Annotated in this window: 19 protein-coding genes; 14 read left to right on the top strand and 5 right to left on the bottom strand. The window is 69.9% G+C overall.

Translation table 11 applies throughout. The features are described from left to right. Positions 1–67: 67 nt before the first annotated feature. The 8 genes from HMPREF3121_RS08505 to HMPREF3121_RS08470 all read left to right on the top strand — a co-directional run bounded on the left by HMPREF3121_RS08505 (position 68) and on the right by HMPREF3121_RS08470 (position 10793). Positions 68–265, top strand: coding sequence for a ubiquitin-like protein Pup (locus HMPREF3121_RS08505; RefSeq protein WP_070522218.1), 198 nt, complete (start codon positions 68–70; stop codon positions 263–265). Positions 266–286: 21 nt separating this feature from the next. Beyond that, positions 287–1780, top strand: coding sequence for a Pup--protein ligase (pafA, locus tag HMPREF3121_RS08500; RefSeq protein WP_070522428.1), 1494 nt, complete (start codon positions 287–289; stop codon positions 1778–1780). Further along, the gene (locus HMPREF3121_RS08495; protein ID WP_070522215.1) at positions 1777–2859 is read left to right on the top strand and encodes a helix-turn-helix transcriptional regulator; all 1083 of its coding nucleotides are present in this window, start codon (positions 1777–1779) and stop codon (positions 2857–2859) included. Before pafA ends, HMPREF3121_RS08495 begins: the two co-directional genes overlap by 4 nt. Next, positions 2856–3908: a WYL domain-containing protein gene (locus HMPREF3121_RS08490; protein WP_070522212.1), complete on the top strand. Its 1053-nt coding sequence runs from the start codon at positions 2856–2858 to the stop codon at positions 3906–3908. The genes HMPREF3121_RS08495 and HMPREF3121_RS08490 overlap by 4 nt, the downstream gene beginning before the upstream one ends. Before the next feature lie 74 nt (positions 3909–3982). Next, on the top strand, positions 3983–4297 hold the full coding sequence (gene tatA, locus HMPREF3121_RS08485) for a Sec-independent protein translocase subunit TatA (protein WP_070522209.1): 315 nt from the start codon (positions 3983–3985) through the stop codon (positions 4295–4297). A 69-nt stretch (positions 4298–4366) separates the two neighbouring features. Beyond that, positions 4367–5530, top strand: a complete 1164-nt coding sequence (tatC, locus tag HMPREF3121_RS08480; RefSeq protein WP_083291547.1) for a twin-arginine translocase subunit TatC — start codon at positions 4367–4369, stop codon at positions 5528–5530. Positions 5531–6992: 1462 nt separating this feature from the next. Beyond that, entirely contained in the window at positions 6993–9842 is a 2850-nt protein-coding gene (locus HMPREF3121_RS08475) for a DEAD/DEAH box helicase (protein WP_070522201.1), read from the top strand. A gap of 306 nt (positions 9843–10148) precedes the next feature. Beyond that, positions 10149–10793 carry a carboxymuconolactone decarboxylase family protein gene (locus tag HMPREF3121_RS08470; RefSeq protein ID WP_083291519.1) on the top strand — a complete coding sequence of 215 codons (645 nt, stop codon included), beginning with the start codon at positions 10149–10151 and terminating at the stop codon, positions 10791–10793. A 176-nt stretch (positions 10794–10969) separates the two neighbouring features. Here HMPREF3121_RS08470 and HMPREF3121_RS08465 read toward each other — a convergent pair whose 3' ends face one another. Together HMPREF3121_RS08465 and HMPREF3121_RS08460 are read right to left on the bottom strand one after the other, a co-directional pair. After that, positions 10970–11866 (bottom strand): SDR family oxidoreductase, encoded by an 897-nt coding sequence (locus HMPREF3121_RS08465; protein ID WP_246816114.1) that lies wholly within the window; start codon positions 11864–11866, stop codon positions 10970–10972. A 138-nt stretch (positions 11867–12004) separates the two neighbouring features. Continuing rightward, entirely contained in the window at positions 12005–13114 is a 1110-nt protein-coding gene (locus HMPREF3121_RS08460) for an alpha/beta hydrolase (RefSeq protein WP_070522198.1), read from the bottom strand. A 39-nt stretch (positions 13115–13153) separates the two neighbouring features. Here HMPREF3121_RS08460 and HMPREF3121_RS08455 point away from each other — a divergent pair, with 39 nt between their 5' ends. From HMPREF3121_RS08455 to HMPREF3121_RS08435, 5 genes are read left to right on the top strand one after another with little or no spacing between them, the layout of a single operon-like run. Continuing rightward, a complete protein-coding gene (locus HMPREF3121_RS08455; protein ID WP_070522196.1) occupies positions 13154–14347 on the top strand; it encodes a M24 family metallopeptidase in 1194 nt (397 codons plus the stop codon). A gap of 2 nt (positions 14348–14349) precedes the next feature. Continuing rightward, positions 14350–15114, top strand: coding sequence for an SDR family NAD(P)-dependent oxidoreductase (locus HMPREF3121_RS08450; protein WP_070522193.1), 765 nt, complete (start codon positions 14350–14352; stop codon positions 15112–15114). Then, positions 15111–16478, top strand: a complete 1368-nt coding sequence (gene cbiT, locus HMPREF3121_RS08445) for a precorrin-6Y C5,15-methyltransferase (decarboxylating) subunit CbiT (protein ID WP_070522190.1) — start codon at positions 15111–15113, stop codon at positions 16476–16478. Before HMPREF3121_RS08450 ends, cbiT begins: the two co-directional genes overlap by 4 nt. Further along, complete coding sequence (gene cobM, locus HMPREF3121_RS08440) at positions 16475–17248, top strand: precorrin-4 C(11)-methyltransferase (RefSeq protein WP_070522187.1); 774 nt, start codon at positions 16475–16477, stop codon at positions 17246–17248. The genes cbiT and cobM overlap by 4 nt, the downstream gene beginning before the upstream one ends. After that, entirely contained in the window at positions 17236–17979 is a 744-nt protein-coding gene (locus HMPREF3121_RS08435; protein ID WP_070522184.1) for a cobalt-precorrin-6A reductase, read from the top strand. The genes cobM and HMPREF3121_RS08435 overlap by 13 nt, the downstream gene beginning before the upstream one ends. Positions 17980–18231: 252 nt before the next feature. Here the strand turns inward: HMPREF3121_RS08435 and cobJ are convergent, their stop codons facing one another. From cobJ to cobG, 3 genes are all read right to left on the bottom strand, one after another. Further along, a complete protein-coding gene (gene cobJ / locus HMPREF3121_RS08430) occupies positions 18232–19845 on the bottom strand; it encodes a precorrin-3B C(17)-methyltransferase (protein WP_070522181.1) in 1614 nt (537 codons plus the stop codon). Further along, a complete protein-coding gene (locus tag HMPREF3121_RS08425; RefSeq protein WP_070522178.1) occupies positions 19842–20495 on the bottom strand; it encodes a precorrin-8X methylmutase in 654 nt (217 codons plus the stop codon). The genes cobJ and HMPREF3121_RS08425 overlap by 4 nt, the downstream gene beginning before the upstream one ends. Positions 20496–20582: 87 nt before the next feature. Next, positions 20583–21770, bottom strand: a complete 1188-nt coding sequence (gene cobG / locus HMPREF3121_RS08420) for a precorrin-3B synthase (protein ID WP_246816113.1) — start codon at positions 21768–21770, stop codon at positions 20583–20585. Between the two features lie 275 nt (positions 21771–22045). Between cobG and cobN the strand changes: the two genes are divergently transcribed. Continuing rightward, on the top strand, positions 22046–25801 hold the full coding sequence (cobN, locus tag HMPREF3121_RS08415; protein WP_070522172.1) for a cobaltochelatase subunit CobN: 3756 nt from the start codon (positions 22046–22048) through the stop codon (positions 25799–25801). The last annotated feature ends 81 nt before the right edge of the window (positions 25802–25882 follow it).

Below are 25882 nucleotides of genomic sequence, written 5' to 3'. Positions count from 1 at the left end.
ACCGCGCGACGGCGAGAACAAGCAACGGCAATAGACAAACGACGGCAACGAACACGAGGAGAGCACCATGGCGGACATCAAGGGCGGCCAGATCCAGGGCGGCGGCGGTTCCGGCGGCGACGACGAGATCGACGAGATCTCCGGCGGCGGCCAGGCGCAGGCCCACATCGACTCCACCGACGATCTGCTCGACGAGATCGACGGCCTGCTGGAAAACAACGCGGAGGAGTTCGTCCGCTCCTACGTGCAGAAGGGCGGCGAGTAAACCGTGGCCGACGCGGTGGGCATGGACGGCGGTGGTGCCGCGGCGGCGTTGACCCGGCGCATCGCGGGCCTGGAGACGGAGTACGGCATCACGTGCACCCTCGACGGCGAACGCCGCCTGGGGCCCGACGAGATCGCCCGGTTCATGTTCCGGCCGGTCATCGAGGAATACGGTGCGACGAACATCTTCACCGGCAACGCCGGCCGCCTGTACCTCGACGTCGGCAGCCATCCCGAGTTCGCCACCGCCGAATGTGATTCGGTGTCGCAGCTGGTCGCCCATGATCGGGCGGGGGAGCGGCTTCTCGACGACCTGGCGGCGCAGGCCGAGGCCGGGCTCGTCGGCGAAGACATCGGCGGCAAGGTCTTCCTGTTCAAAAACAACGTCGACTCCGCCGGAAACTCCTACGGCTGCCACGAGAACTACCTGGTCGGCCGGTCGATGGGGCTCAAGGCCCTGTCGAAGCTGCTGCTGCCGTTCCTGGTGACCCGTCAGCTGCTGTGCGGCGCCGGCAAGATCGCGCGGCCCTACCCGGGCAGCCCCTACGAGGACGAGCCGGAGCAGTACTGCTTTTCGCAGCGCGCCGACCACGTGTGGGACGGCGTGTCCAGTGCGACGACGCGGTCGCGGCCGATCATCAACACCCGCGACGAGCCGCACGCCGACTCGAATCGGTTCCGTCGCCTGCACGTCATCGTCGGCGATTCGAACATGTCGGAGACGACCACGGCGCTCAAGCTCGGTTCGACCCAGCTGGTGCTGGAGATGATCGAAGCCGGCGTGGACCTGCCCGACTTCGAGGTGGCCAACGAGATCAAGGCGATCCGTCTGGTCAGCCGTGACATGACGGGCACCGCGCCGATTCCGCTGCGTGTCGGCGCGTCGAAGTCGGAGGCGTCGGCGCTGGAGATCCAGCGGGCGTACCTCGCGGCGGCGACGTCGTGGCTGGAGCGTCGCGACGACTCCGGCGGCGGCACGCCCAACGCCGAGCTGGCGCGTCTGGTGGAGCTGTGGGGCCGCGTGCTCGACGCGGTCGAGTCCGGCGATTGGTCGACCATCGACCGCGACATCGACTGGGCCATCAAGTGGTCGCTGCTGCGGCGCTTCATGGACCGGGGCCTGGACATCGCCGACCCGAAGTTGGCGCAGATCGACCTGGCCTACCACGACATCCGGCCCGGCCGCGGCATCTTCCGGTTGCTGGAGTCGCGGGGTTCGGTGTCCCGGTGGGTCACCGACGCCGACGTCGAGGAGGCCATGGTCCACCCGCCGGCCACGACGCGCGCGGTGATGCGGGGCCGGTTCCTCGCCGCCGCCCGCGCCGCCGGAGCCCAGACGGTGGTGGATTGGACGCATCTGAAGATTTCCGGCGAGGAACCGCAAATGGTCGTCGTCGACGATCCCTTCGCCACCTCCGATCCGGCGGTCGACGAGCTGGTGGCGCACCTGGAGGCGCTCGCAGCTCCCGGGGACGGCGACGGCGACGCCACCTCCGGCGAGGGGACGGGCGCATGACGCCGAATCCGCGCACCGGCGCGAAGGCCGACGAGCCGGCGAAGGAGCAGACGTTTTCCGCGGTGCGCACGCGCCTGGTCAGCCTTCTGCTCGCCTTGGCCGACAACCCGGAAGGTTTGCGCAAGGACTGGATCCTGCGCACGGTCCGCGGCTACAACACGGTCGCGGGCGACTCGGCGGACCGGTATCTGCGCGACGACGTTCCGGCACTGGCCGCAGGCGGAATCACGGTCACGTGGGACGACAACGACATCCTGCGGCTGGACCGTTCGACGTGGCGCGACGAGGATCCAGGTTTCACCGAGGAGGAGGCCGGGGTTCTGGCGATGGCGTCGCAGGTGGCGTTCAGCGACGAGTCGCTCGGCGAGGTGACCCGCGACGCCTGGGCGAAGCTGGCGCCGGTGGCGCAGCGGTCGAATCTCGTCGACGGCCGCGGCACCATCATCTTCGGCGACCGCATCACGCTGGACCGGGAGCAGTTCGCGGCGCTGAACCGGGCGACGCAGCCGCCGCGCAAACGCATCGAGTTCTTCTACGCCCCGCAGATTTTCGGCGAGGAGGTCCAGCGGTCCATCGAGCCGTGGCAGATGGTCAACCTCAAGGGACGCCTGTACGTGGTAGGCCACGACGTCGATCGCGACGCCGTGCGCGTGTTCCGCATCGCCCGCATGCGGGACATCACGGTCACCGACGTCGATGCGGCGCAACCGTTTCCCGACGGCGACGTGCAGGCGATCGCCGAACGCGCGCTCAATCGGGGTGCCGCGCCGCTGCGCGCCGTCGTGAAGCTTGACGACGACGCGTCTCCCGACTCGTGCGCCGACGTTCTCGCCGGCGCCCGGGAACTCGGAGACGGCCGGTACGAGATCGGGCCGCTGACGACCGCGGAGTTGATGGACATCGGTCTCGAGCACGCCGGGGACCTCATCGTGGAGGAACCCGCCGAGGTGCGCGACGAGATCGTCGCCCGGCTGCGCGCGATCGTCGCCGCCGATGGCGGATCGGCCAACGCAACATCGACCGACGCGGCGTCGACCAATGCAGCGTCGACCAATGCAGCGGGGGAGGAGCACCGATGAGCCGGCGGGACAATGCAGCCGAACTGTCGTGGAGCCGAACGCTGGCGCTGGTGCCGTATTTCACCGAGGTACGGCAACTCACCGAGGCATCGGCCGACCTGGGCATCGGCTACGGCCAGCTCAACGACGCGCTGAAGTTTCTGGCGCAACTCGAACTTCCCGGCGTGCCGGGCAAGGCCGCGTTCCGCGTGGAGCGCAAGGGAAACTCCGCCAAGGTCACTCCCGCCGTTGACCTGCTGGCCGAGCCCGCGCACCTGACGCAGGAGGAGATGTCGGCGATGCTGCTGTCGTTGGAGACCCTCGAGTCGTCGCCGATGCAGCGCGACCCCGAGGTCGTCCGTTCGGCCGCCGCGAAACTGCGCGCCGGCGCGCCCGGGCGTGCCGCGGTGGCCGACACCACACCGCATGCCACAGCCGACGTCGCCCACGCGGAAATCCTCGCCACCGTGCGCGCGGCGATCGCCGACGGCCACGTGCTGGAGATCGATTACCGCACCGCCTCCGGAAAACGGCGCGTTCGCAGAGTCGACCCGGTGTCGCTGGTCATGGTCGAAGACGATCCCTACCTCAAGGCCGTCGACCGCCACGACGAAGACCCCGACGCTCATCCGGACACGGCACCGGAACCGGCGGGCGAAGGGGCGGCGGGCCCCGTCGTCAAGTCTTTCCGCATCGACCGCATGCTCGCCGCTGTCGACACCGGACAAACCGCCAATCGGCACGACATCCCCGAATTCACGCCCGACGACCCGCACGGATTCCTCGCCGACGACGGCCTGTGGGCGCAGGTCGAAGTCGACGCCGACGCCACGTGGGTCGCCGACTACGACCCGGTGGCGTGGATGTACGACCAAGGCGACGACGGCTTCGTCGAAGGCGGCCCCCACCCCGCATGGGTGCCCGCCGCCAACGCCGAACGGACCATCGGATTCCTGCTGCGCCGCTGGCCGGGCGTGAAGGCCGTCGACCCGGTATCGTTGCCAGAGGCCGTGGCGGAACGCGCGCGCAGGGGTCTCCTTGCGTATGGTGAAAACCCGACCAACGGGTGACGCCGGACCGGCGAATTTTCCGATCCACGTACCCCGAAGCCCAAAAGATCCAACAGCCCCGAAAGGTGAAGCGGATGCCGAATCTCGGCCCCACCGAGCTCATCATCATCGCAGTCGTCCTGATCCTGCTCTTCGGCGCGAAGAAGCTTCCCGACGCCGCCCGTTCGCTGGGCCGCTCGATGCGCATCTTCAAGTCCGAGGTCAAGGAAATGCGCAACGACGACGAGCAGCCGGAGGCTCCGCAGCAGCAGGCCATTCAGCAGGCCCCGCAGGCGCAGCCGCAGCAGCCGTACACGCAGCCGTACCAGCAGCCGCAGACCCCGCAGGCGCAGCCGCAGCAGTACCAGCAGTACCCGCCGCAGCAGCCGAACATCGACGATCAGCGCTAGTCCGCCGTGACCGCGCCCACGAAACGCCCCCGGGCCCGCAAGCGGAACAAGCGGAATCCCGAGGGCGTCATGTCGATCGTCGAGCACATCCAGGAACTGCGTTCCCGGTTGCTCAAGGCCCTCGCGGGCATTCTCGTCGGCACGATCGTCGGCTTCACGTGGTACCAGTTCTCCTTCACCCTGGGCCCGTGGAAGCTGCCCTTCGGTGACGCGACCTTCGGCCCCGCGCATTTCAAGTCGCTGGGCGAGCTCCTCAAGGAGCCCTACTGCCAGCTTCCCGCGGAACAGAGGTTCGGCGGTGCCGACAGCAGCGAATGCCGGCTCCTGGCGACGAGCCCGTTCGAGATGTTCCTGTTGCGCCTGAAGGTCGGCGCGATTGCGGGCCTGGTCATCTCCGCGCCGTTCTGGCTCTACCAGATCTGGGCGTACATCACCCCGGGCCTGGTGCGGAAGGAACGTCGCAACACGTTCGTCGCCGTCACCGCTGCCGCCCTGCTTTTCGTGGCCGGTGCCGTGCTGGCGTACTTCGTTGTGCATGTTGGCTTGGACTTCCTGCTCCAAGTGGGTGACAACGCGCAGATTCCCGCGCTGACCGGCGAACGGTACTTCAACTTCATACTTGGGCTGATCCTCGTGTTTGGCGTGAGCTTTGAACTGCCGCTGTTCATCGTGATGCTCAATGTTGTGGGCGTACTCAAGTACGAGACGATGAAGGAGAAGCGGCGCCTGATCATCCTGCTGCTGTTCATCTTCGCGGCCTTCATGACCCCGGGGCAGGAGCCGTACTCCATGGTCGCGATGGCAGTGTCGCTGTGCATCTTGATGGAGTTCGCCATCCAGTTCGCGCGCATCAACGACAAGCGCCGCGAGAACAACCGTCCGGAGTGGATGGATCTCGACGACGACGTGGCGTCGGGCCCGGTCACCTCGTCGGGCGGCATCGGGGATCCCGGCGGAATCGACGCCCCGTCCTCGGTGTCGGCGCCGGACTCGATCGATGGCACCACGCCCGTGGACGGCGTCGCCCCGATCGGCGGAGCATCGGCCATCGGCGGCACCGCACCCGTCGGGCCGACCGCCCCCGTCGGCGGTACGGTCGGTGTCACCCCGGCGCAGGGCCCGCGCACCCGCACCACCCGCAACTCGCGCCCGGCCCCGCCGGCCGCCCCGCCCGCCGAGGTGACGCCGGACCTGTCCACCCGCTCGTCGTCGGACTTCGACGACGTTCTGTGAGGGCGCTGTCATCAGTTCTCGCCCCGGTAGGTTGCAGTAGCTGACTACCGGGGCACGCTTCACCCATACAGAGTCTGTTACTCGAAGACGCGCGAGCGATCCTTCGCGATCGATCCTTGATGAAGAGCTGACGTCGGCACCCCAAACACTATGCCGATGCGAACGTTGATCAAGAGCACACCAACTCACGCCAACGATTCTCTCGGATTCAGCACTCACCAAAAACGAATGTGTTATGGGAGCTGGTCCTCTCGCAGAACTTCAACGCTAGGTGGCGCCCCCACTACGAGCCACAAGGTCTCCAAACACGGTCTCGTCCTAAGAAATCACTGGCCCGCGACAGAATCCATGTCAAGGTCGACCAGGTTTTAGCCCTGCGCTACCCGGCGTCGCGGCCGTACTGCGTTCTCCCGCTCGCATTAAGCTCTTTCGCTAGATTTGCGGAGTGTTCTAACATCACTCGTTCCCAACTTGCAATAAGTTACTTCAATCACCGACTTAGAGTCACCCTAACTTCCATACGATCTTTTACGACAGCTAACAGCTTAAACCCTTGACGCTATCTATAGCGTCCTGTAGCCTTCGACCTGACCGTTGTTCGGACTACAAAACCAAAGGTCACAGATAATGAAACCTGACAAAAGGCTGCTCTCAACAGTCGCCGCAGTTGCTTTACTTACCGGCAGCACTCCCGCCCTAGCATCGGCCCAGTCTGCCCCCAGCCCGCGAGCTTCCGCCACAAGCACAGTCGCAGGTTTGCCGACCGCCGAAACGCTTCGGAAAGGCCCCAAGAAGCGCTCCGCCCCATTCGATGGATTCTGGAAGTGCATGGGTCATCGGACCATGTACTCGAACATGGGGTTTGGCGTTTCCCTCACCTGCTTCAAGGACGGCGGCAAGTGGTACTACCTTTGGTGGGAGCTGTAGGCTAAGCAGCTCCTGTCGGCATTCAGCCCGTTTGATCTAGCCGCCATCAGATACCAACCCCTAGCTAAGTCACACCTTGACATGGCGGACGACTGCCGTGGGAGTTGAACCAGCTCTACACGTTTTAAAGTGGATTGATCCGGCTAGGTCCAGCGAAGCGTCGTAGCTCTCATCTTGTACCGGCCAGGGCCCCTACATGTCGTGTCACCCCCAGCCGAGCTCTGCGGTCAGCTACACACTCCGAAACGCGAAGAGTCCGATTGCCACGTGGAGTAGACGCCGCCGAGTAACTGAACCGGACGGACTTTGTGGGCCGTGGCTGGCACGCTGGCCATGATTTGTGCCAGCGGTGGTTTTTCTCACGCACCTGTCCCACGACACCGCTTTCTGACCCGGCACGATGCCATTAGCTTCACCGGTCATTGTCATCGCGGAGGGGCATTCGACATTCGAGGTGGAACTGGGCGCCGACGCGCTGCCGCAGGCACTCGCCATCGCAGAGGCACTCGAGCCCGCGCTATGACACTCTGGAAGCATGACCCTTCTGGACGACTTCATCGCCGAACTGGGCTTCGCCCCCGATGATTTCCAGCTCCGCGCCTGCCGCGCCATCGCGGCCGGGCGCGGAGTTCTGGTGTGCGCCCCCACCGGCGCCGGCAAGACCGTCGTCGGCGAGTTCGCCATCCGGGCAGCACTCGACGACGGCGGCAAATGCTTCTACACGACGCCCATCAAGGCGCTGAGCAACCAGAAGTACAACGACCTCGTCGCCGTGTACGGCGAAGACAGGGTCGGCCTGCTCACCGGCGACGTCTCCCGCAACGGCGACGCCGACGTCGTCGTCATGACCACCGAAGTGCTGCGCAACATGCTCTACGCGCAGTCGCCGACGCTGAACCGGCTCAGCCACGTGGTCATGGACGAAATCCACTACCTCGCCGACCGCGAACGCGGCCCCGTGTGGGAGGAGGTCATCCTCAACCTCGACGAATCCGTCACGCTCGTCGGCCTGTCGGCGACGGTGTCCAACTCGGAGGAGTTCGGCGACTGGCTGTCCACCGTGCGCGGGCGCACCGACGTCGTCGTCACCGACCGCAGGCCGGTTCCGCTGAGCCAGCACATGCTCGTCGGCCGGCGTCTCTACCCGCTGTTCGAGGCCGGCGGCACCGAAGTCAACCGCGACCTGCTCGACGCCGCCGCCCGCGCCGAATCCGGTTACGACGACGGTCGCGGCGGGGGAGGCCGCGGTGGACACGGCGGTGACCGAGGCTTCCGCGGTGGAGGCGGCCGCCGTGGCAGAGGCTCCCACTCCGGTTCGCACGCCCGTGCCGACGCCGGCGGCGGAAACTACCTCGGCGGCGGTAAATTCGCCCGCCACCAGTGGACGCAGCGTCAGGAAACCCAGAAGTGGCGGCCCCTGCGCCGCAGCGACGTCGTCAAGCTGCTCGGCTCACGGTCGATGCTCCCCGCGATCGTGTTCATCTTCTCCCGCGCCGGCTGCGAAGGCGCCCTGCAACAGCTCGGCGCCTCGCGCATGGAACTGACCTCCATCGCCGAGCAGGAGGAAATCGCCGCCATCATCGACGCCGGCGTCGCCGACATCCCGGCCGAAGACCTCGAAGTGCTCGGGTTCCGCCGATGGCGTCGCACGGTGGTCCGCGGATTCGCCGCGCACCATGCCGGGATGTTGCCGGCGTTCCGGCACATCGTCGAAAAGCTCTTCAACCGTGGCCTGGTCAAGGTCGTGTTCGCGACGGAAACGCTGGCGCTGGGCATCAACATGCCCGCCCGCACCGTCGTGCTGGAAAAGCTGGTCAAATACAACGGCGAGGCGCACGTCGACCTGACGCCCGGCCAGTACACGCAGATGACCGGCCGGGCGGGCCGCCGAGGCATCGACACGCAGGGCAACGCCGTCGTGCAGTGGGCGCCGGCGATGGACCCGAAATGGGTCGCCGGCCTGGCATCGACGCGCACCTACCCGCTGGTGTCCACGTTCACGCCCGGCTACAACATGTCCATCAACCTGCTGCGCACCCTCGGCCACTCCGACGCGCGGAAGATGATGGAAAGGTCCTTCGCACAGTTCCAGGCCGACGGCGACATCGTCGGCGACGTCGCCGAGCTGGAGCGCGCCCGCGCCCGCGTCAAACAGCTCACCGCCGAGCTGGGCGCCGCGGATGGCAGGCCCGGCGGCGACGTCGAGGGGCTGCTGGCCTACCTGGAGCTGCGGTCGACGATTTCCGCGGAGGAGAAGGCCGCCAAACGCCGCAACATCGAGGACCGCCACACCGAGACCGTCACCGTGCTGCGGCGGCTGCGGCGCGGCGACGTCATCGCCATCCCCGTGGGCAAGAAGGCCCAGTTGGCGGCGGTGGTGCGCGAGGACTCGGCGCGGCACCGGCCGCGGCCGACCGTCGTCGGCGTCGGCGGTTTCACCGGGCGCATCGAGCCGGACGCGTTTCCCAGCGCGCCCGAGGTGCTCGGCCGCGTGAAGGTGCCCTCCGACGCCGCGCGCCACCCCAGGCGGGCGGTGAACATCGTCCGTTCCGAGATCGACCGTCACGGCATCCGCGGCCCCAAGCGCCTGCGCCGCCGCACCTCGGTGACCTCGCCCGAGCTCAAGCGCCTGCGCCGCGAGCTGCGCGATCACCCATTGCACGGCGATCCCGCCGTCGAGTCCGTGGCCCGGGACGCGGATGCTTTACGACGAGCCCAGAACACCGTGGCCACCCTCGAGCGGCGCGTGGCCGCGGCCTCCGATACTTTGGCGCGGACGTTCGACAGGGTCCTCGATCTTCTCGGCGAGTTGGATTACGTCGAGTGGCCCGACGGGGGCGAGGGCGAGGACGGTGGGCGCGGCGAGCCTTTCGTGTCCGAGGAGGGCGAGCGGCTCGCCCGGATCCACAACGGCTCCGATCTGCTCGCCGCCCAGTGTCTGCGCCGCGGCATCTGGGACGACCTCGACCCGGCGGAGTTGGCCGGTGCGGTGTCGACGTTGGTGTTCGAAAACCGCAAGGCCACGCAGGGTTCCGACGAGGTGCCCACCAAGCCGTTGGCCAGGGCGATTTCCGACACGTTCCGCATCTGGCAGGAACTCGCGTCCGACGAGAAGCGCCACCGTCTGCCGATGACCCGCATGCCGGATCTCGCCTTCGCCACCGCGATTCACCAGTGGACCGCCGGTGCGCCGTTGGGGTACTGCCTCGCGGCGGCGAAGGACGCGGGGGCGGAGCTGACGCCGGGTGATTTCGTGCGTTGGTGCCGCCAGGTGGTGGATCTGTTGTCGCAGGTGCGTCAGACGGGGTACTCGGAGCGGATCCGCGACAACGCGTCGCAGGCGGTGCAGGCCATTCGCCGTGGCGTCGTGGCGTTGGGCAATTAGCGCTCCGGCTCGGCACCCGCCCAGCCCTGCACCCGCCGACTCGACAGCCGCCACTCCGCAACTCAATCGCCGACGCGCCCCAGCCAACCGCAGCCCAGACGACGCCATTAGACGACAAATGCAGCCTCCCATTTTCACGTCCTGGGCTTTTATCGCCGTTCACTCGACGTGAGGCTGCATTTGTCGCATAACTCCGGGCGACCCCATCGACTCCCACCACCGGCTGGTGCTCAAGTGACACATGGGACGACGACGGAACTGACGAATTCTCCTGCAGCGGCGGCCACTCCCACCTAACCTGGTTTCATGAACAATACTTCCCGCGCCCACACAGGTTCCACCCACGCAGGTCCCGACCACACAGGTCCCGACCACGCACCTTCCACCCCCACCGAGGACCGCCCGGCCAGCCCGCCGCTTCCCACCGGCCGCCCCGGCCCGGGCACACGCCGTCAGCTTGGCCTTGTCAACGGCGCGATCGAGGCCATCGGCGCCCGTGCCACCGGCCGCAAGCGCCTCGGGGTGTTCGCCACGATCGGCCGGGCGAAGCGCCTGTTCCGCGGTTGGCTGATCTACTCGGCGACGATGATGCCATTCGGCGAGTTGTCCCGGCAGGACACGGAGTTGGTCATCTTGCGCGTCGCCCACGGTCGCGGGGCGGACTATGAGCGGGATCATCACAGGGTGATCGGCAAGCGTGCGGGCTTGACCGACGCGGAGATCGTGGCCGTGGACCGTCGCGATCATGGTTTCACCGGTCGTCGCGGGGCGATGCTCGAGGTCGCGGACCAGCTCGTCGCCCGTCGCGATGTCGACGATGCCGCGTGGTCCGAGCTGGCGCGCCATCTGTCGGATCGTGAATGCGTGGCGTTGGTGCAGTTGGTCACACATTACGACGGGCTGGCCACCGCACTCCACGTTCTGGGGACGCCTCCCGACGAAAAGCGGTGAGGCCACCGCAGCGCCCGGGGTGCCGAACACCGCAGCACGGACGCCCGCCGATACGGACCGCCTCAGCATCGAAGGCGCCCGCCGCAGCCCCGCCCGCGCGGTGATCGGCGACCGCGTCGGCGTTGTCGCAGAGTCGGCGGGGCGCGGTGTTTTACGCCGTTCTACGCCCCGCGGGCCTACGCGTTCGGGTCGGTTTCGGCGCCCTCGGCGGCCCAGCGCAGGCCGCGGTTGAGCAGCTTCATGACGCCGCGGTAGGCCCACGGCATGTTCACCTGCGCCCACCGCCCGACGGGCACCTCGTTGGAGGTGGCGATGAGGTAGGTGCCTGCGTCGACTTCGTAGCGGATGATCGCGGCAGCTTCGGCGGGCGAGATCGCGTGCGACTGGAACAGTTTGGTGGCGTTGGCGACGCGCTTGGCGTTGCGGTCGATGCCGTTGATGTCGAGGGTGTGCACGAGGGGGGTGTCGACGGCGCCGGGGGCGACGGCGTGGACGGAGATGCCCTTCGGGGCGAGGTCGAATCGCAGCACTTCGCACAGGCCGAGGACGCCGGCCTTCGATGCGGAGTAGGCGGCGTGCCAGGGCAGGCCGAGGATGCCGGCCGCCGACGACACGCACACGAGTTTGCCGCGTCCGGCGTCGGCCATGGCGGGGATGAACGCTTCGACGACGTGGACGGTGCCCATCAGGTTGATGTCGATGACGCCGCGCCATTTGGCGTGGGGCAGGGTCGTGGGGTCGCCCCACACGGAGATGCCGGCGGCGTTGTACACCTCCATCGGGGCGCCGTGCTTTGCGACGACGCGCTCACCCCATTCGGCCACTGCGTCGAAGTCGGCGATGTCCAATCCGGTGGAGTCGACGATCGGGTTTCGTCCGGGGCCGGATGCCCGGCGCGCCGCTTCGGCGGTGTCGTCGAGACCGGCGGCGTTGCGGTCGGCCATGGCGACCCGGTAGCCGTCGCCGGCGAGGGAGATCGCCAGGCCGCGGCCGATTCCCGAGGCCGCGCCGGTGACCACCGCCAGCGGGCGGGGGTCGTCGTGGGTGGAGGTGTTGTGGGGGGCGTCGGTCACTGTGCGGCCTTCCTGTGTTGGATCGGTGTTCCCGTTGTGGGTCGGTGTCTGGTCAGCGTCTGGTGGGTGTCTGGTCGGTTTGGCGTTGGGTCAGTGTCTGATGGGGTCTGGTCGGTTCGGTGTCGGGTCGGTCGCCGGTCACTGTCTGACTTCGAGCGCCAGGCGAACGGCGCCGGCGAGTTCGTCGATCGCCCGGCGCGAGGTGCGCCACAGTCCGGGGGAGTTGATGAAGGGGTGGACCATGCCGCGGTGGATCTTCACCGTCACCGGCACTCCGGCGTCGGCGAGACGGGCGGCGTAGGCCTCGCCCTCGTCGCGCAGGGGGTCGAAACCGCCCAGCGCGACGAACGCCGGGGCCAGGCCCGAGAGGTCCTCGGCGAACAGAGGGGAGACCCGCGGGTCCTGCGCCAGCTGCGTCGACGCCGAGCCGGGGGTGCCGTCGCCGATGTAGAGATCCGCGTAGGCGGACATGTCGGCGGAGGTGAGAAAGTACCCGTCGGCGAACTCGCGGCCGCTGCCCGTCCAGCCGTCACGGTCGCCGATCCAGGCGAGCATGTCGGTCACCGGGGCGAGCAGCCCCTGCAGCGCCGGCTGGGGCAGGCCCCGGCGTTTGGCCTCCAGGCACACGACGGCGGCGAAGTTCGCGCCGGCCGAGTCGCCGATGACGGCCACGCGACGGGAGGCGGCACCGTCGGGTCCGGATGCCGCCCCGGGGCGCGGGCCCGTCAGCTCCTCGTACACCGCCATGACGTCGTCGAGTCCGGCGGGGAAGGGGTGCTCCGGCGCAAGGCGGTAATCGACGGAGATGACGTCGACGCCGGCGGCCTCCGCCAAACGCAGGCACGGCGCATCATGGGAATCCAGCGACCCGACCGCCCATCCACCGCCGTGGAGATACATCACGGCGGGGGCGGAGGCGTCGGCAAGCGGAAAACCGAAATACCTGCGCACCGCAACGCCGGCGATCCTCTCGTCGCGCGTGCGCACCTTCGGTCGCGGCCCCGCGGCAAGGTACGCCTCCCGGTCGATCTCCCTGCGCGCCTCGGCGACGGACAACTCGCCGATGCCCTTCCCCGACCCGATGACCTTCAACAGCGCCAGCGACATCGCCACGTCCGGGTCCAGCAAATATCCCCGCCCGTTGCGGCCCGGCCGGGCCACCAGACGCAGCAGCGGCGTCGGCGCGGACATGATCGCGCGGCCGGCTCGAGCGATGATCCTGGTCAACGGGTCGGGGAGGTAGTTCATGCCGCCAAAATACCCGGGTCGGGGGTTATCGTGGTCGATATGACGGAATCACTCTTTCCATCGGACGTCTACTCCCGCCGCCTGACCCGCGCCGCCGAGCTCGCCGCCGACCGCGGCCTCGACGGGCTGGTCTTTGGTACCGGCCCCGACCTGGAATACCTCATCGGTTCGTCCGTGAGCTCCCATGAACGGTTGACGGCGCTGGTGGTGCCCGTCGCAAAGCCCGGAAGCGGCGCGCCCGCGCGGCCCGTGCTGGTGCTGCCCGCCGTCGAACGCGGCGACCTGCCGGCGTCCGCGGTGCCGGACCTCGACGTCGACGTGGTGTTGTGGGCCGACGGCGAGAAGCCGCACCGCATCGTCGCCGACGCACTGGCGCCGGCCGCGCACGCCGACCGGCCCCGCATCGGCGTCGGCGCCTCCCTGACCGCCGACCACCTGCTGCCCATCCTCGAGCTGACCGGGGCCGAGGCGGTGCTGGCCGGCGAGACGCTGCGCGAGCTGTTCATGCGCAAGGACGACGCCGAAATCACCCAGCTGCGCGACGCCGCCGCGGCCATCGACCGGGTCCACGCCCGCGTCCCGGCAATGCTGCGCGCCGGGCGCACCGAGGCCGACGTCGCCGACGAGCTGTCCGCCGTGATCCTGGAGGAGGGTCACGACGCCGTCGACTTCGTCATCGTCGGCTCCGGCCCCAACGGCGCGAACCCGCACCACGACTTCTCCGACAGGGTGCTTTGCGACGGTGACGTCGTGGTCGTCGACATCGGCGGCACCTGGGGCGTGGGCTACCACTCCGACTGCACCCGCACCTACGTCATCGGCGACGCCCCGGACCGCGCCACCGAGGCCTGGGCGGTGCTGCGCGCGGCACAGGAAGCCGCCGTCGCCGCCGTGCGCCCGGGTGTGACCGCCGCGTCCATCGACGCCGCCGCCCGCGACGCCATCGCCGCCGCCGGACACGCGGACGTGTTCATCCACCGCACCGGCCACGGCATCGGCCTGAGCCTGCACGAGGAGCCCTTCATCATGGAGGGCAACGACCTGCCGCTGGAGCCGGGCATGGCGTTTTCCGTCGAGCCGGGCCTGTACTTCGAGGGCGACTTCGGCATGCGGCTGGAGGACATCGTCGTGGTCACCGAGGACGGGTGCGAGTCGCTGAACCGCGGGTCGCACGAGCTCGTCGTCGCGGGCGGTGCGCACGGCGCCGGCGCACCGGCGGAGGGGGAGAAGTAGCGATGGGGCACGTGCTCATCTTGGGCGGCACCAGCGAGATCGGCGGCGAGGTGGCCGCGCGGCTGGCCAACCACAACACGGTGACGTTGGCGGCGCGTCGGGTCGACGGGCTCGACGACATCGCCAAGCGCCTCACCGATTCCGGTGCGGTGGCGGTGCACCGGCTGTATTTCGACGCCGATGACCTGGAGTCGCACGCGCGCGTCCTCGACGAGGCGTGGTCGAAGGCGCCGGTGGACACGGCCGTCATCGCGTTCGGCATTCTCGGCGATCAGTCGGCGTGCGAGGCTTCCGGCATGGAGGCCGCGCGCGTCGTCCACACCGACTTCACCGCCCATGCGGCCATCGCCACGGAGCTGGTGGCGCGGATGGAGGCGGCGGCCGCGTCCGGCGAGTTGCCGGTGCGCGACGGGGTGGCCGGCCGCATTCTGGCGTTTTCGTCGATCGCCGGCGCCCGGGTGCGTCGCGCCAATTACGTCTACGGGTCCGCGAAAGCCGGGCTGGACGGGTTCTTGCAGGGCATGCAGGATCGGCTGCACGGCGGCCCGGTGCAGTTGACCATTTCGCGGCCGGGTTTCGTGGTGGGCCGCATGACCGAGGGGATGAAGCCCGCCCCGATGTCGTCGACGCCCGCGCAGGTCGCCGAGGCGTCGGTCACCGCGCTCGACGGCCGCAAGCTCGACGTGTGGATCCCGGCGCGTCTGGGCGTGCTGGCCCGCGCCACCCGGTTCACGCCGCGGTTCATCTGGAGGAAGATGCCGCGATGACGGGTCTTCCCGGTTCGCGGGGGCGTCTGCGGGTGGTGGGCATCGGCTGCGATGGTTTGGACGGGTTGAGCGTGCGGGCCCGGTCCGTGCTTGACGACGCCCACCGCATCATCGGAGCGGCCCGCCAGCTGGATCTGCTCGACGTCGGGTCGGCTGCAGGAGCCGACGGTGGGGGCGGCGGCATCACGGCGCGGCGCGTGACCTGGCCGGAGGGTTATTGGCGCCGGTGGGGCGAAGTCCTCGCCGACCTCGACCCGGCCACCGACGTGGTCCTGGCCAGTGGCGACCCGATGTTCCACGGCATCGGCACGACGCTGGTGCGCGAACTCGGCGCGGACGCCATCGAGGTCTTCGCCGCACCGTCGTCGGCGTCGCTGGCGTGTGCGCGCCTGGGGTGGGCGCTGGATCGCACTCCGGTGGTGTCGCTGGTGACAGGACTTGCCGGACGAGCCGGCGCCGGGGCGGTGGTGCCTTACGCCGACGCCGGGCGGCCGTTTCTGGTGCTGTGCCGCGACGCCGATTCCGTCGCCCACGTCGCCGAGGCCCTGGCCGACCGCCCCGACACCACGCTCACGGCGTTGACCAACGTCGGCGGCACCGCGGACGGCCCCTGCCCGGAGACCATCGTCCGCGGCACCGTCGCACGGCCCCCGAGGCCCGCCGGAAATCTCACCATCCTCGCCGTCGAACCCGCCGGCCCCGCCCGCGTCTGGCTTACCGATGACGACTTCGACTCCGACGGCCAACTGACCAAAAGCCCCGTTCGCGAACTCACCGTCGCAGCTCTCGGCCCGCGCCCCGGCGCACTGCTGTGGGACGTCGGCGGCGGCACCGGCTCCATCGCCATCGAATGGGCCCGCCACGGAGGCCGCGCCGTGTGCATCGAACGAGACGCCGCGCGCGCCGAACGCATCCGAGCCAACGTCGCGAACCTCTCCGGCGGAGTGGAGGTCATCCACGGCACCGCCCCGCAGGCCCTGCCTTCGCTCGACGGCGTCCCCGCCACCGCACCCCACGCCTCCGCACCCGACGCCATCTTCATCGGCGGCGGCCTCACCGCCGACGGCATGATCGACGCCTGCGTCGACGCACTCGCGCCGGGCGGACGGCTCGTCGCCAACACCGTCACCGTCGAATCCGAAGCCGTGCTGTGGGCCGCCCGCGCCCGCCACGGCGGAACCGTCCACCGGATCGGCATCGAACGCGCCGGTAAGGTTGGGTCGTTCACGGCATGGCGACCGGCCCTGCCCGTGGTCCAATGGGTCGTCGACGGGCCGTCGCAAAGCAACGCCGACACCGACACCACAACAACCGACACAGCACGCACCGCCCGCCGAGGCGGAGAAGGGGAACAGCACCAGTGACCGTGTACTTCATCGGGGCGGGACCCGGCGCACCGGATCTGCTGACGCTGCGCGCCGACCGCCTGATCAGATCCTGCCCCGTATGCCTCTACGCCGGATCGATCGTGCCTCCCGAAGTGCTGGCCAACTGCCCCGACGACGCCGACGTGATCAACACCGCGCGCATGCCGCTGGAAGACATCATCGACGTCATCGCCAAGGCCGACGCCGAAGGCAAGGACGTCGCCCGACTCCAATCCGGCGACCCGTCGGTGTGGTCCGCGCTGGCCGAGCAGGCGCGCAGGCTCACCGCAGCCGGCATCGACTACGAAATCGTGCCCGGCGTGGCGTCGTTCTCCGCGGCCGCGGCGGCGCTCGGCCACGAACTCACCGTGCCCACCGTCGGCCAATCGGTGATCCTCACCCGCGTCTCCGGCCGCGCGTCGGCCATGCCCGACGGCGAGACGCTCGACAATTTCGGCCGCACCGGCGCGACCCTGTGCATCCACCTCGCCGCCCACGACATCGACCGCGTCGTCGCCGAACTCAAACCGAACTACGGCGCCGACTGTCCCGCCGCCGTCGTCGCATTCGCGTCCCGACCCGAGGAGGTCATCCTGCGCGGCACGCTCGGCGACATCGCCGCACAGGTCAAGGAGGCCGGCGTGACCCGCACCGCCGTCATCGTCGTCGGCCGCGTGCTCGGCGCCGAAGGATTCCCGGACTCGTACCTGTACTCCGACGGACGCCCCCGCGACGCCGAAGGGAGGACGCTGACGTGCGGGCACTGATTCTCGGCGGCACCGCGGAGGCCCGCGCCCTGGCCGCGCGACTGGTCGACGCCGGCTGGCACGTCACGTCGTCCCTGGCCGGGCGGGTCTCCGAGCCGAGGCTGCCCGTCGGCCACGTGCGCATCGGCGGTTTCGGCGGGCCGGCCGGCCTGACCAGGTGGTTGCTCGCCGACGCCACCGAAGTCATCATCGACGCCACCCACCCCTTCGCCGAACGCATCAGCGCCTCGGCGGCGGAGGCGGCGCGGGCAACCGGACTGCCGCTGGTCGCGCTGCACCGTCCGGCCTGGGAGCCGGTCCGCGGCGACGAATGGCTCGAGGTCGCCGACATGGCGGCCGCCGCGGAGTTGGCGCGGACGCGGTTCGCCACTCCGTTTCTGACCATCGGCCGCCAGCAGCTGTCGCACTTCGCCGCCGACGACGAGGGCCGGTACCTCATCCGCTGCGTCGAACAGCCCACGGGGCCGCTGCCGCGCAACCGCACGGTGCTGCTCACCCGCGGTCCCTTCGACGTGGCGGGGGAGCGCAAACTGATGCGCGACTACGCCGTCGATTGCCTGGTGACCAAGAACTCCGGCGGCGCCCAGACCTACGCCAAGATCGAGGCGGCCCGCGACCTGCGCAAACCGGTGATCATGGTCCAGCGCCCCGAGTTGCCCGGCAAGGGCATCGCGTACGTCGCCGACACCGTCGACCGGGCCTTCGACGCGGTCACCCGGGGGCGCGTGTAGCGGCACCACCCGCAGTGCGGTCGCTTCTGCGATGCGGCCGCTCCTGAAGCGCGGTCCCTTCTGCGATGCGATCCCTCGTGTGCTGCGGCCGCTCCTGCGGTGCGGTGAAGCGTCGCAAAGTACTGCCACCATTCGACAAAAGGCCAGGTCGGGTTTTTCCGGCCGCATAAAATGTCGACTTTCCGACGCGCGGCGCCGATCAACGCCCGCCGCCCGACCGCCGCACGACTGGCCAGTTCGGACGCCCGACCGCTAGCGATCCCCGCCGAGCGCCCCGGTCCCCGCGAATCCACCGCCGCCGTAATGCCGGGCGGTGAACACGCGCACGCCATCGACGCCGTCGTACGCCCGCGTCGACGACGCACCGACGATGAGCATGGTCCGCATGTCCACGACCTCCGGGTCGAATTCGGCGACGGTGGTGACGGTGACCTTCTCCTCCGGCGCCCCGACCGCGCGGGCGACGATGACGGGCGTTTCCGGATCGCGGTACTCGGCGAGGAGGTCACGCAGCGCCACGACCTGGGCCCGCCGCGTCTTCGACGCCGGGTTGTACACGGCGAACGCCATGTCGGCGTCGAGTACCGCGCGCAGTCGCTTTTCGACGGTCCGCCACGGCTTCAAGCGATCCGACAACGAGAGCATGGCGAAGTCGTGACCGAGCGGGGCTCCGACGCGACTGGCGACGGCCTGGGCGGCGGTCATGCCGGGGACGATGCGCACGGGCACGTCGCGCCACGCCTCGTCGTCGGCGGTTTCCAACACGGCGGCGGCCATGGCGAACACGCCGGCGTCGCCGGAGCTGACCACCGCGACGCAGGCACCGGCCTTGGCCAGGTCCAGCGCCATCGCGGCGCGCTCGCCCTCGACCCGATTGTCGGACATGTGCTTGGTGCGGCCTGGCTTGTCCGGCACCCGGGAAACGTACGTGGCGTAGCCGACGACGTCGGTGGCGCGATCCAGCTCGGCGGCGGCCTCAGGCGTCATCCACCGGTCGGGGCCGGGGCCCAGGCCGATGACCACGACCTCGCCCAGGCCCGCCCCGGGGCCGCCGTGGCCCGCATCCGCGACGGCGTCGGGTGCGCCCACGCGGGAGGCGACGCGGACTCCGGTGTCGGGCCCGTCCGTCTGCTCGGCGCCGACGACCACCACGGCGAAGTAGGGCACGTCGTCGGCGGCGACGTCGGCCAGCGGAGCCGACCAGCCGTCGCCCATCGTGGCGCGGACGACGACTCTCGCCCGGTCGAGTTTCCCGGCGTCGCGCAGAATGTCGCGGACGTCGTCGACGTGGCCGGCGAGTTTCATGATCACCAGGCAATCCGCCGCCGCCACCGCCGCCGCCAGTCGCGCGTGGCCTGCGGTGGCGGGCAGGATCGACAGGATGTCCGTTCCCTCGGCCAGCGGGTGTGCCAGCTCGCCCGCCGCGGCGGTGACGCTGGGCACGCCCGGAACGACGTGGGTGGGGAAGTCTCCCGCCAACGCGCGGTGCAGATGTTGGTAGGAGCTGTACAACATGGGGTCGCCGAGCGAGAGCACCGCCACCGACCGCCCCGCGGAAAGATGGTCCGCCAGACGCGAGGTCGCCTCCGCGTAGAAGGCGCCCATCGCCTCGGCGTAATCGACGTCATCGCCCCCGCCCCTGGTGACGGGGTACACCAGCAACTCTTCGATGGCCGGCGTGCGGCGGGCGTCGATGAGCTCCGACGCGATGCGCCGCGCCGTGGACCTGCCGTGCGGGCCGGCGTGGAAGGCGACGACGTCGGCCGACGCGATGACGTCCGCGCCGCGACGGGTGATCAGTCCCGGGTCGCCGGGGCCGAGACCGACGCCGTAGAGGTGGCCCGGCGCGACGGCGCGATCGCTCACGGGAGGATCTCCCGCTTCGTGGCCAGCGCGTTGAGGGCGGCGCAGGTGATGGCCGAACCGCCGCGGCGGCCGGTGACGGTGATGTACTCCAGGCCGGGGATTTGCGGGGCGACGTCGATGGTGGCCTGCTTCGATTCCGCCGCACCGACGAACCCGACCGGAATGGCCAGCACGGCGGCGGGCACGGGCAGTTCGCCGTCGCGGAGTCGGTCGAGCAGGTGGTACAACGCGGTGGGCGCGTTGCCGATGGCCACGACGGCACCGGCGAGCCGGTCACCCCACAAGTCGACGGCGGCGGCGGTGCGCGTGGTGCCCAATTCGGCGGCCAGTCCCGGGGTGCGCTCGTCGTGAAGCGTGCAGATGACCTCGTTGTCCGCGGGCAGACGGCGGCGCGTGATGCCCGAGGCGATCATGGTCACGTCGGTGAAGATCGGCTTGCCCGCCTCCAGCGCGGCGCGGGCGGCGGTAACGGCGCCGGGGGAGAAGACGATGTCCTCCGCCAGGTCCGTCTGGCCGGCGGCGTGGATCATGCGGACGGCGACGACCTCCTCGTCGGGCGAAAAACGCCCGAGGTCGGACTCGGCGCGGATGATGGAGAATGACTCGCGGTAGATCGCCGCGCCGTCGGTGACGTAATCGAAGCCAGACATGCCAACAGCGTAAGTCAGCCCGGCCGGTCGAACGCCGCCGACCCGTCCGCGGCGCGCCCCGACTCCGCGCCGCCCGGGCCCCAGGCGTCAGTCGACCGAGGTGACCTCGTACTCGCCGTCGCCGGTGGCCAGGTAGTCGACGTATCCGCCCTTGGGTCGGCCGCAGCGGCGCTCGCAGCCGGAGAAGTGCACGCGTCCCTCGGGCAGGCGGGCCTGGGCGATGGCGTGGGCGGCGTCGCCGCGGGTGTCGGCCAGCGACTTCGGGCAGCCGGGTCGGCCGGTGCAGGCGGAGACGTTGAGCCACGTGGACTTGCGGTCGAAGATCAGGCCGTTGGGCGCCAGGACGCGCACGACCTGCTCGGCGTCGGCTTCCTCCAGGTCGTGGAGGACCAGCGAGTACCAGGGCGTGACGTGGACGGGCACGCGGGTCTGGGCGATGGCGCGGGCCAGGCGGGAGGGCAGGACGCCGAACCGCAGCCCGGCGGCGAGGCTGACCAGGCCGTCGGGCTGGTCGATCCACCCGATCTGTTCGGTGCCGGGGTGGGCGAACGCGAAGGACTCGGCGGCCGACGGATCACCGACGGGCACGCCGATGGCTTCCGCGGTCATGGCGACGACCCGGTCGGCCCCGTCGGATTCGGCGATGCGCCAGGCCTCGCCGCGCACCTCCGCCCACGCGCGGGTCGCCGACAGCAGCATTTCCACCGCGCGGTCGCGGGGCACGGACACTCCGGCGGGTGCCCCGGCGACGACCAGTTCGAATTCGCCGCCGCCGAAGGCGACCAGGCCGAGGTCGGGTGCTTCGCCGAGGACGTCGCCGCGGCCGTCGTCAAGCGCGAACAGGGTGCGTCCCGGCAGCGCCGCAAGCGACTCGTCGGCGCACAAGGCGTCGTCGAACGCGTGCACCAGCTCGGAGACGTCGTCGAGTCCGCCGACGCGGCCGGTCATCGGGGACTGCAGGATGTTGCGCACGCGGTCGTGGTCGGGGTGGGGGAGCATGCCGGCTTCCTCGGCGGCGTCGGCGAACCCGGACACGTCGCGGATGCCGCGGATCTGCAGGTTGCCGCGGGAGGTGAAGTGGATGTAGCCGTCGCCGAAGTTGTCGGCCAGGTCCGCCAGCACCATGAAGCCCGGCGCGGGCAGGAATCCGCCGGGAAAGCGCAGGCGGCCGATGGCGCCGTCGGCGGCGATGTGCACGCGGCGGGTGCCCGGGCAGGCGTCGGGGCGGTCGCGTTCGGGGCGGGGGTTTTCGGGCTGGTCGACCATGGGGTTCATGCCTCGATGATACGTGCGGCGCGTGGGGCGGGCGTTGCTTGACGACGGCCCGCCTGCCGCCCGTTCCGTCCCGGGGGCCGCGGGAGTCCGGTGTCCCGACGACCCGGATCCGACGGGCGCTGTAGGCTACCCTTCGACAACGTTCAACCACCCGACCCGGGTGGTGGGGAAGCCGGTGAAAATCCGGACGGTCGCGCCACTGTGAAAGTCAGACCCCCACGCCCCGGGAAGCTTGGCCACGGGGCGCGACATTCCCCGGGAAAGGCGCAGACGCGATGATTCTGCTGCTGTCCACGTCCGACACCGACCTGCTGTCCGCCAGGGCCGCTGCGGCGAAGGAGGCGGACGTCGAGTACCGCTGGGCGAACCCCGCCCGCCTGCTCGACGACGATCTGCCGGGGCTTCTCGACGGCGCCGACATCGCGGTCATCCGCCTGCTCGGCGGCCGCAGGGCGTGGGAGGAGGGCATCGACGCCGTCATCGCCTCGGGCATCCCGACGGTGTTGGTCTCCGGCGAGCAGGCTCCAGACGCGGAGCTGACCGAGTATTCGACGGTCCCCGCCAACGTCGCCACCACCGCCCACGCGTATCTGGCCGAGGGCGGACCCGACAACCTGGCGCAGCTGCACAACTTCTTGTCGGACACGCTGCTGTTCACCGGCCTGGGCTTCGCCGAGCCGAAGCGCCTGCCGGCGTGGGGCCACCTCGAGCGGAACTGGGACTCCGCCGTGGACGAGCAGAGCGACGATCGCACCGGCGAAAAGGCCGGCGGCGACATTGACGCAGCTGCCTCCGCCGACGTCACCGGGACCGCACCGGTCATCGGCGTGATCTACTACCGCGCCCAGCATCTGGCCGGCAACACCGCCTACGTCTCCGCCCTGTGCAGCGCCATCGAAAAGCGGGGGGCCGTCGCAAAGCCCATCTACGCCGCATCGCTGCGCACCGCCGGCGACGACTTGATCGCCGAGCTCGGCACCTGCGACGCGCTGATCACCACCGTCCTCGCCGCCGGCGGCAATCGACCCGCCCTGGCGCAGGCCGGCGGCGACGACGGCACGTGGGACGTCGCGGCCCTGGCGAAGCTGGACATGCCCATCATCCAGGGCCTGGCCCTGACCTCGCCCCGCCAGGCCTGGGAGGACAACGACGAAGGCCTCACGCCCCTGGACGTGGCCACCCAGGTCGCCGTGCCCGAATTCGACGGCCGCCTGATCTCCGTGCCGTTTTCGTTCAAGGAAATCGACTCCGACGACCTGATCACCTACGTCCCCGACTTCGAACGCTGCGACCGCCTCGCCGGCATCGCCGTGCGCCACGCCCGCCTGCGCCACGTCGACAACGCCGACAAGAAAATCGCCGTCATGCTGTCGGCCTACCCGACCAAGCACGCCCGCATCGGCAACGCCGTCGGCCTGGACACCCCGGCGTCGACGCTGAAGGTGCTCCACGCACTCGACGAGGCCGGCTACGACCTCGGCGACGTCTCCGCCATCCCCGGCTTCACCGACTACGCCGCCGCCACCGCAGCCGGCGACGCCGAAGCCCGCACCGCCGCCGCCGACGCTTTCATGCACGCCATCATCGACGCCGGCGGCCAGGACCCGGACTGGCTGACCGAAGAGGTCATGGCCGCCAACGAACTGCGCCTGCCCGCCGACACGTACCTCGAGCACTTCGAGACCCTGCCGTGGCAACTGCGGGAAACCATGATCGACCACTGGGGCGAGGCCCCCGGCTCCCTCTACGTCCACCCGAAGACCAGCGACATCTACATCGCCGGACTGCGCTTCGGCAACGTCGTCGTCATGGTCCAGCCGCCCCGCGGCTTCGGCGACAACCCCGTCGGCATCTACCACGACCCCGACCTTCCGCCGACCCACCACTACCTGGCCTGCTACCACTGGCTCGCCCGCCCCGCCGACGACGGCGGCTTCGGCGCCGACGCCGTGGTCCACATGGGCAAGCACGGCAACATGGAATGGCTGCCCGGCAAAACCGCCGGCCTGTCCGCCGAATGCGGCCCCGACCAGGCCATCGGCGAACTGCCGCTGATCTACCCCTTCCTGGTCAACGACCCCGGCGAAGGCACCCAGGCCAAGCGCCGCGCCCACGCCACCCTCGTCGACCACATGATCCCGCCGATGGCCCGCGCCGAGTCCTACGGCGACATCACCCGCCTGGAACAGCTCCTCGACGAGCACCAGAACATCTCCGCCATGGACCCGGCGAAGCTGCCGGCGATCCGCCAGGAGATCTGGACGCTCATCTCCGCGGCGCAAATGGACCGCGACCTCGGCTGGGAGGAACGCCCCGACGAAGACGTCTTCGACGACATGCTCATGCACGTCGACGGCTGGCTGTGCGAAATCAAGGACGCCGCCATCCGCGGTGGCCTGCACATCCTCGGCGACGCCCCGGCGGGGGAGGACCTTTCCGGCACCGTCGCCACCATGCTGCGCGCCCGCCAATTGTGGGGCGGCGAGTTCACCCTGCCCGGCCTGCGCGAATCGCTGGGCCTGTCCGAGGACGGCTCCGACGACCGCGTCACCGTCGACCGCATCGACGCCATCGCCACCACCCTGGTCACCGCGCTGATCGACGACCCGGCCGTCGACCTCGGCTCCCTGGCCGACGACGTCATCGGCGCCAACGGGCTGGACCAGTCGGCGGCGGGCACCGTCGTCAAGCTCCTGGAATTCACCCGGGACGAAATCCTGCCCCGCCTGGCCGAAACCTCCGGCGAAATCCCCCGCATCCTGCACGCCCTCGACGGCGGCTTCATCCCCGCGGGCCCGTCCGGCTCGCCGCTGCGCGGCCTGGTCAACGTCCTGCCCACCGGCCGCAACTTCTACTCCGTCGACCCGAAGGCCATCCCGTCGCGCCTGGCGTGGGAAACCGGCGTGCAGCTCGCCGACGGCCTCATCGAGCGCTTCCGCGCCGACCATGACGGCGAATACCCCAAGTCCGTCGGCCTGTCCGTGTGGGGCACCTCCGCCATGCGCACCTCCGGCGACGACATCGCCGAAGTTCTCGCGCTGCTCGGCGTGCACCCCGTGTGGGACGAGGCGTCGCGCCGCATCACCGGCCTCGAGGTCATCCCCGCCGACGAACTCGGCCGCCCCCGCATCGACGTCACCGTGCGCATCTCCGGATTCTTCCGCGACGCGTTCCCGCACGTCATCGACTTGCTTGACGACGCCGTCGCCCTCGTCGCCGGCCTCGACGAACCCGACGACGTCAACTACGTCCGGGCGCACGCGAAGGCCGACGCCGGGACCGGCGAAGCGCAGGGCGACCAGCCGCGCCCCCGCCGCATCTTCGGTTCCAAGCCCGGCACCTACGGCGCGGGGCTTCTGCAGCTCATCGACTCCGGGTCGTGGCGCGACGACGAAGACCTCGCCGCCGTGTACACCACCTGGGGCGGATACGCCTACGGCCGCGGCGTCGACGGAGCGCCCGCCGCCGACGAGATGCGCACCGCCTACCGCCGCATCCAGGTCGCCGCGAAGAACGCCGACACCCGCGAGCACGACATCGCCGACTCCGACGACTACTTCCAGTTCCACGGCGGCATGGTCGCCACGGTCCGCGCCCTGACCGGCAAGGACCCCGAGGCGTACATCGGCGACTCGACGAGGCCCGACGCCGTGCGCACCCGCACCCTCCACGAGGAGACCCGCCGCGTGTTCCGCGCCCGCGTGGTCAACCCGCGGTGGATGTCCGCCATGCGCGCCCACGGGTACAAGGGCGCGTTCGAGATGGCCGCGACCGTGGATTACCTGTTCGGCTACGACGCCACCACCGGAGTCATGGACGACTGGATGTACGAGACGCTTACCGACGAGTACGTCGCCAACCCGGAGAACCGCGAGTTCTTCGACAAGTCGAACCCGTGGGCGCTGCACGACATTTCGGAGCGCCTGCTCGAGGCCGCCGACCGGAAGATGTGGGAGAGCCCCGACGAGGAGCGGCTGGAGCTGCTGCGCCGGGCATTCCTGGAGACGGAGGGCGAGCTCGAGGACCGGTAGCGGTCGGGGCGCCGGCGGGTCGGCGGGTCGGCGGTGCTCAGTCTCCTCCAGTCGTGTCTCCCCTCGGTCAGGGTTTCCGGG

The organism is Corynebacterium sp. HMSC11E11 (assembly GCF_001807025.1).
Taxonomy (GTDB): Bacteria; Actinomycetota; Actinomycetes; order Mycobacteriales; family Mycobacteriaceae; genus Corynebacterium; species Corynebacterium freneyi.
The sequence above is the reverse complement of the archived record's forward strand: the minus strand, read 5'-3'. Positions and strand labels throughout refer to the sequence as shown.

What these genes read in the sequence shown, in the direction of transcription:
- HMPREF3121_RS08505 (WP_070522218.1), top strand. Translation starts at nt 68, where the DNA reads ATGGCGGACATCAAGGGCGGCCAGATCCAGGGCGGCGGCGGTTCCGGC.
- pafA (WP_070522428.1), top strand. Translation starts at nt 287, where the DNA reads ATGGACGGCGGTGGTGCCGCGGCGGCGTTGACCCGGCGCATCGCGGGC.
- HMPREF3121_RS08495 (WP_070522215.1), top strand. Translation starts at nt 1,777, where the DNA reads ATGACGCCGAATCCGCGCACCGGCGCGAAGGCCGACGAGCCGGCGAAG.
- HMPREF3121_RS08490 (WP_070522212.1), top strand. Translation starts at nt 2,856, where the DNA reads ATGAGCCGGCGGGACAATGCAGCCGAACTGTCGTGGAGCCGAACGCTG.
- tatA (WP_070522209.1), top strand. Translation starts at nt 3,983, where the DNA reads ATGCCGAATCTCGGCCCCACCGAGCTCATCATCATCGCAGTCGTCCTG.
- tatC (WP_083291547.1), top strand. Translation starts at nt 4,367, where the DNA reads ATGTCGATCGTCGAGCACATCCAGGAACTGCGTTCCCGGTTGCTCAAG.
- HMPREF3121_RS08475 (WP_070522201.1), top strand. Translation starts at nt 6,993, where the DNA reads ATGACCCTTCTGGACGACTTCATCGCCGAACTGGGCTTCGCCCCCGAT.
- HMPREF3121_RS08470 (WP_083291519.1), top strand. Translation starts at nt 10,149, where the DNA reads ATGAACAATACTTCCCGCGCCCACACAGGTTCCACCCACGCAGGTCCC.
- HMPREF3121_RS08460 (WP_070522198.1), bottom strand. Translation starts at nt 13,114, where the DNA reads ATGAACTACCTCCCCGACCCGTTGACCAGGATCATCGCTCGAGCCGGC.
- HMPREF3121_RS08455 (WP_070522196.1), top strand. Translation starts at nt 13,154, where the DNA reads ATGACGGAATCACTCTTTCCATCGGACGTCTACTCCCGCCGCCTGACC.
- HMPREF3121_RS08450 (WP_070522193.1), top strand. Translation starts at nt 14,350, where the DNA reads ATGGGGCACGTGCTCATCTTGGGCGGCACCAGCGAGATCGGCGGCGAG.
- cbiT (WP_070522190.1), top strand. Translation starts at nt 15,111, where the DNA reads ATGACGGGTCTTCCCGGTTCGCGGGGGCGTCTGCGGGTGGTGGGCATC.
- HMPREF3121_RS08425 (WP_070522178.1), bottom strand. Translation starts at nt 20,495, where the DNA reads ATGTCTGGCTTCGATTACGTCACCGACGGCGCGGCGATCTACCGCGAG.
- cobG (WP_246816113.1), bottom strand. Translation starts at nt 21,770, where the DNA reads ATGAACCCCATGGTCGACCAGCCCGAAAACCCCCGCCCCGAACGCGAC.
- cobN (WP_070522172.1), top strand. Translation starts at nt 22,046, where the DNA reads ATGATTCTGCTGCTGTCCACGTCCGACACCGACCTGCTGTCCGCCAGG.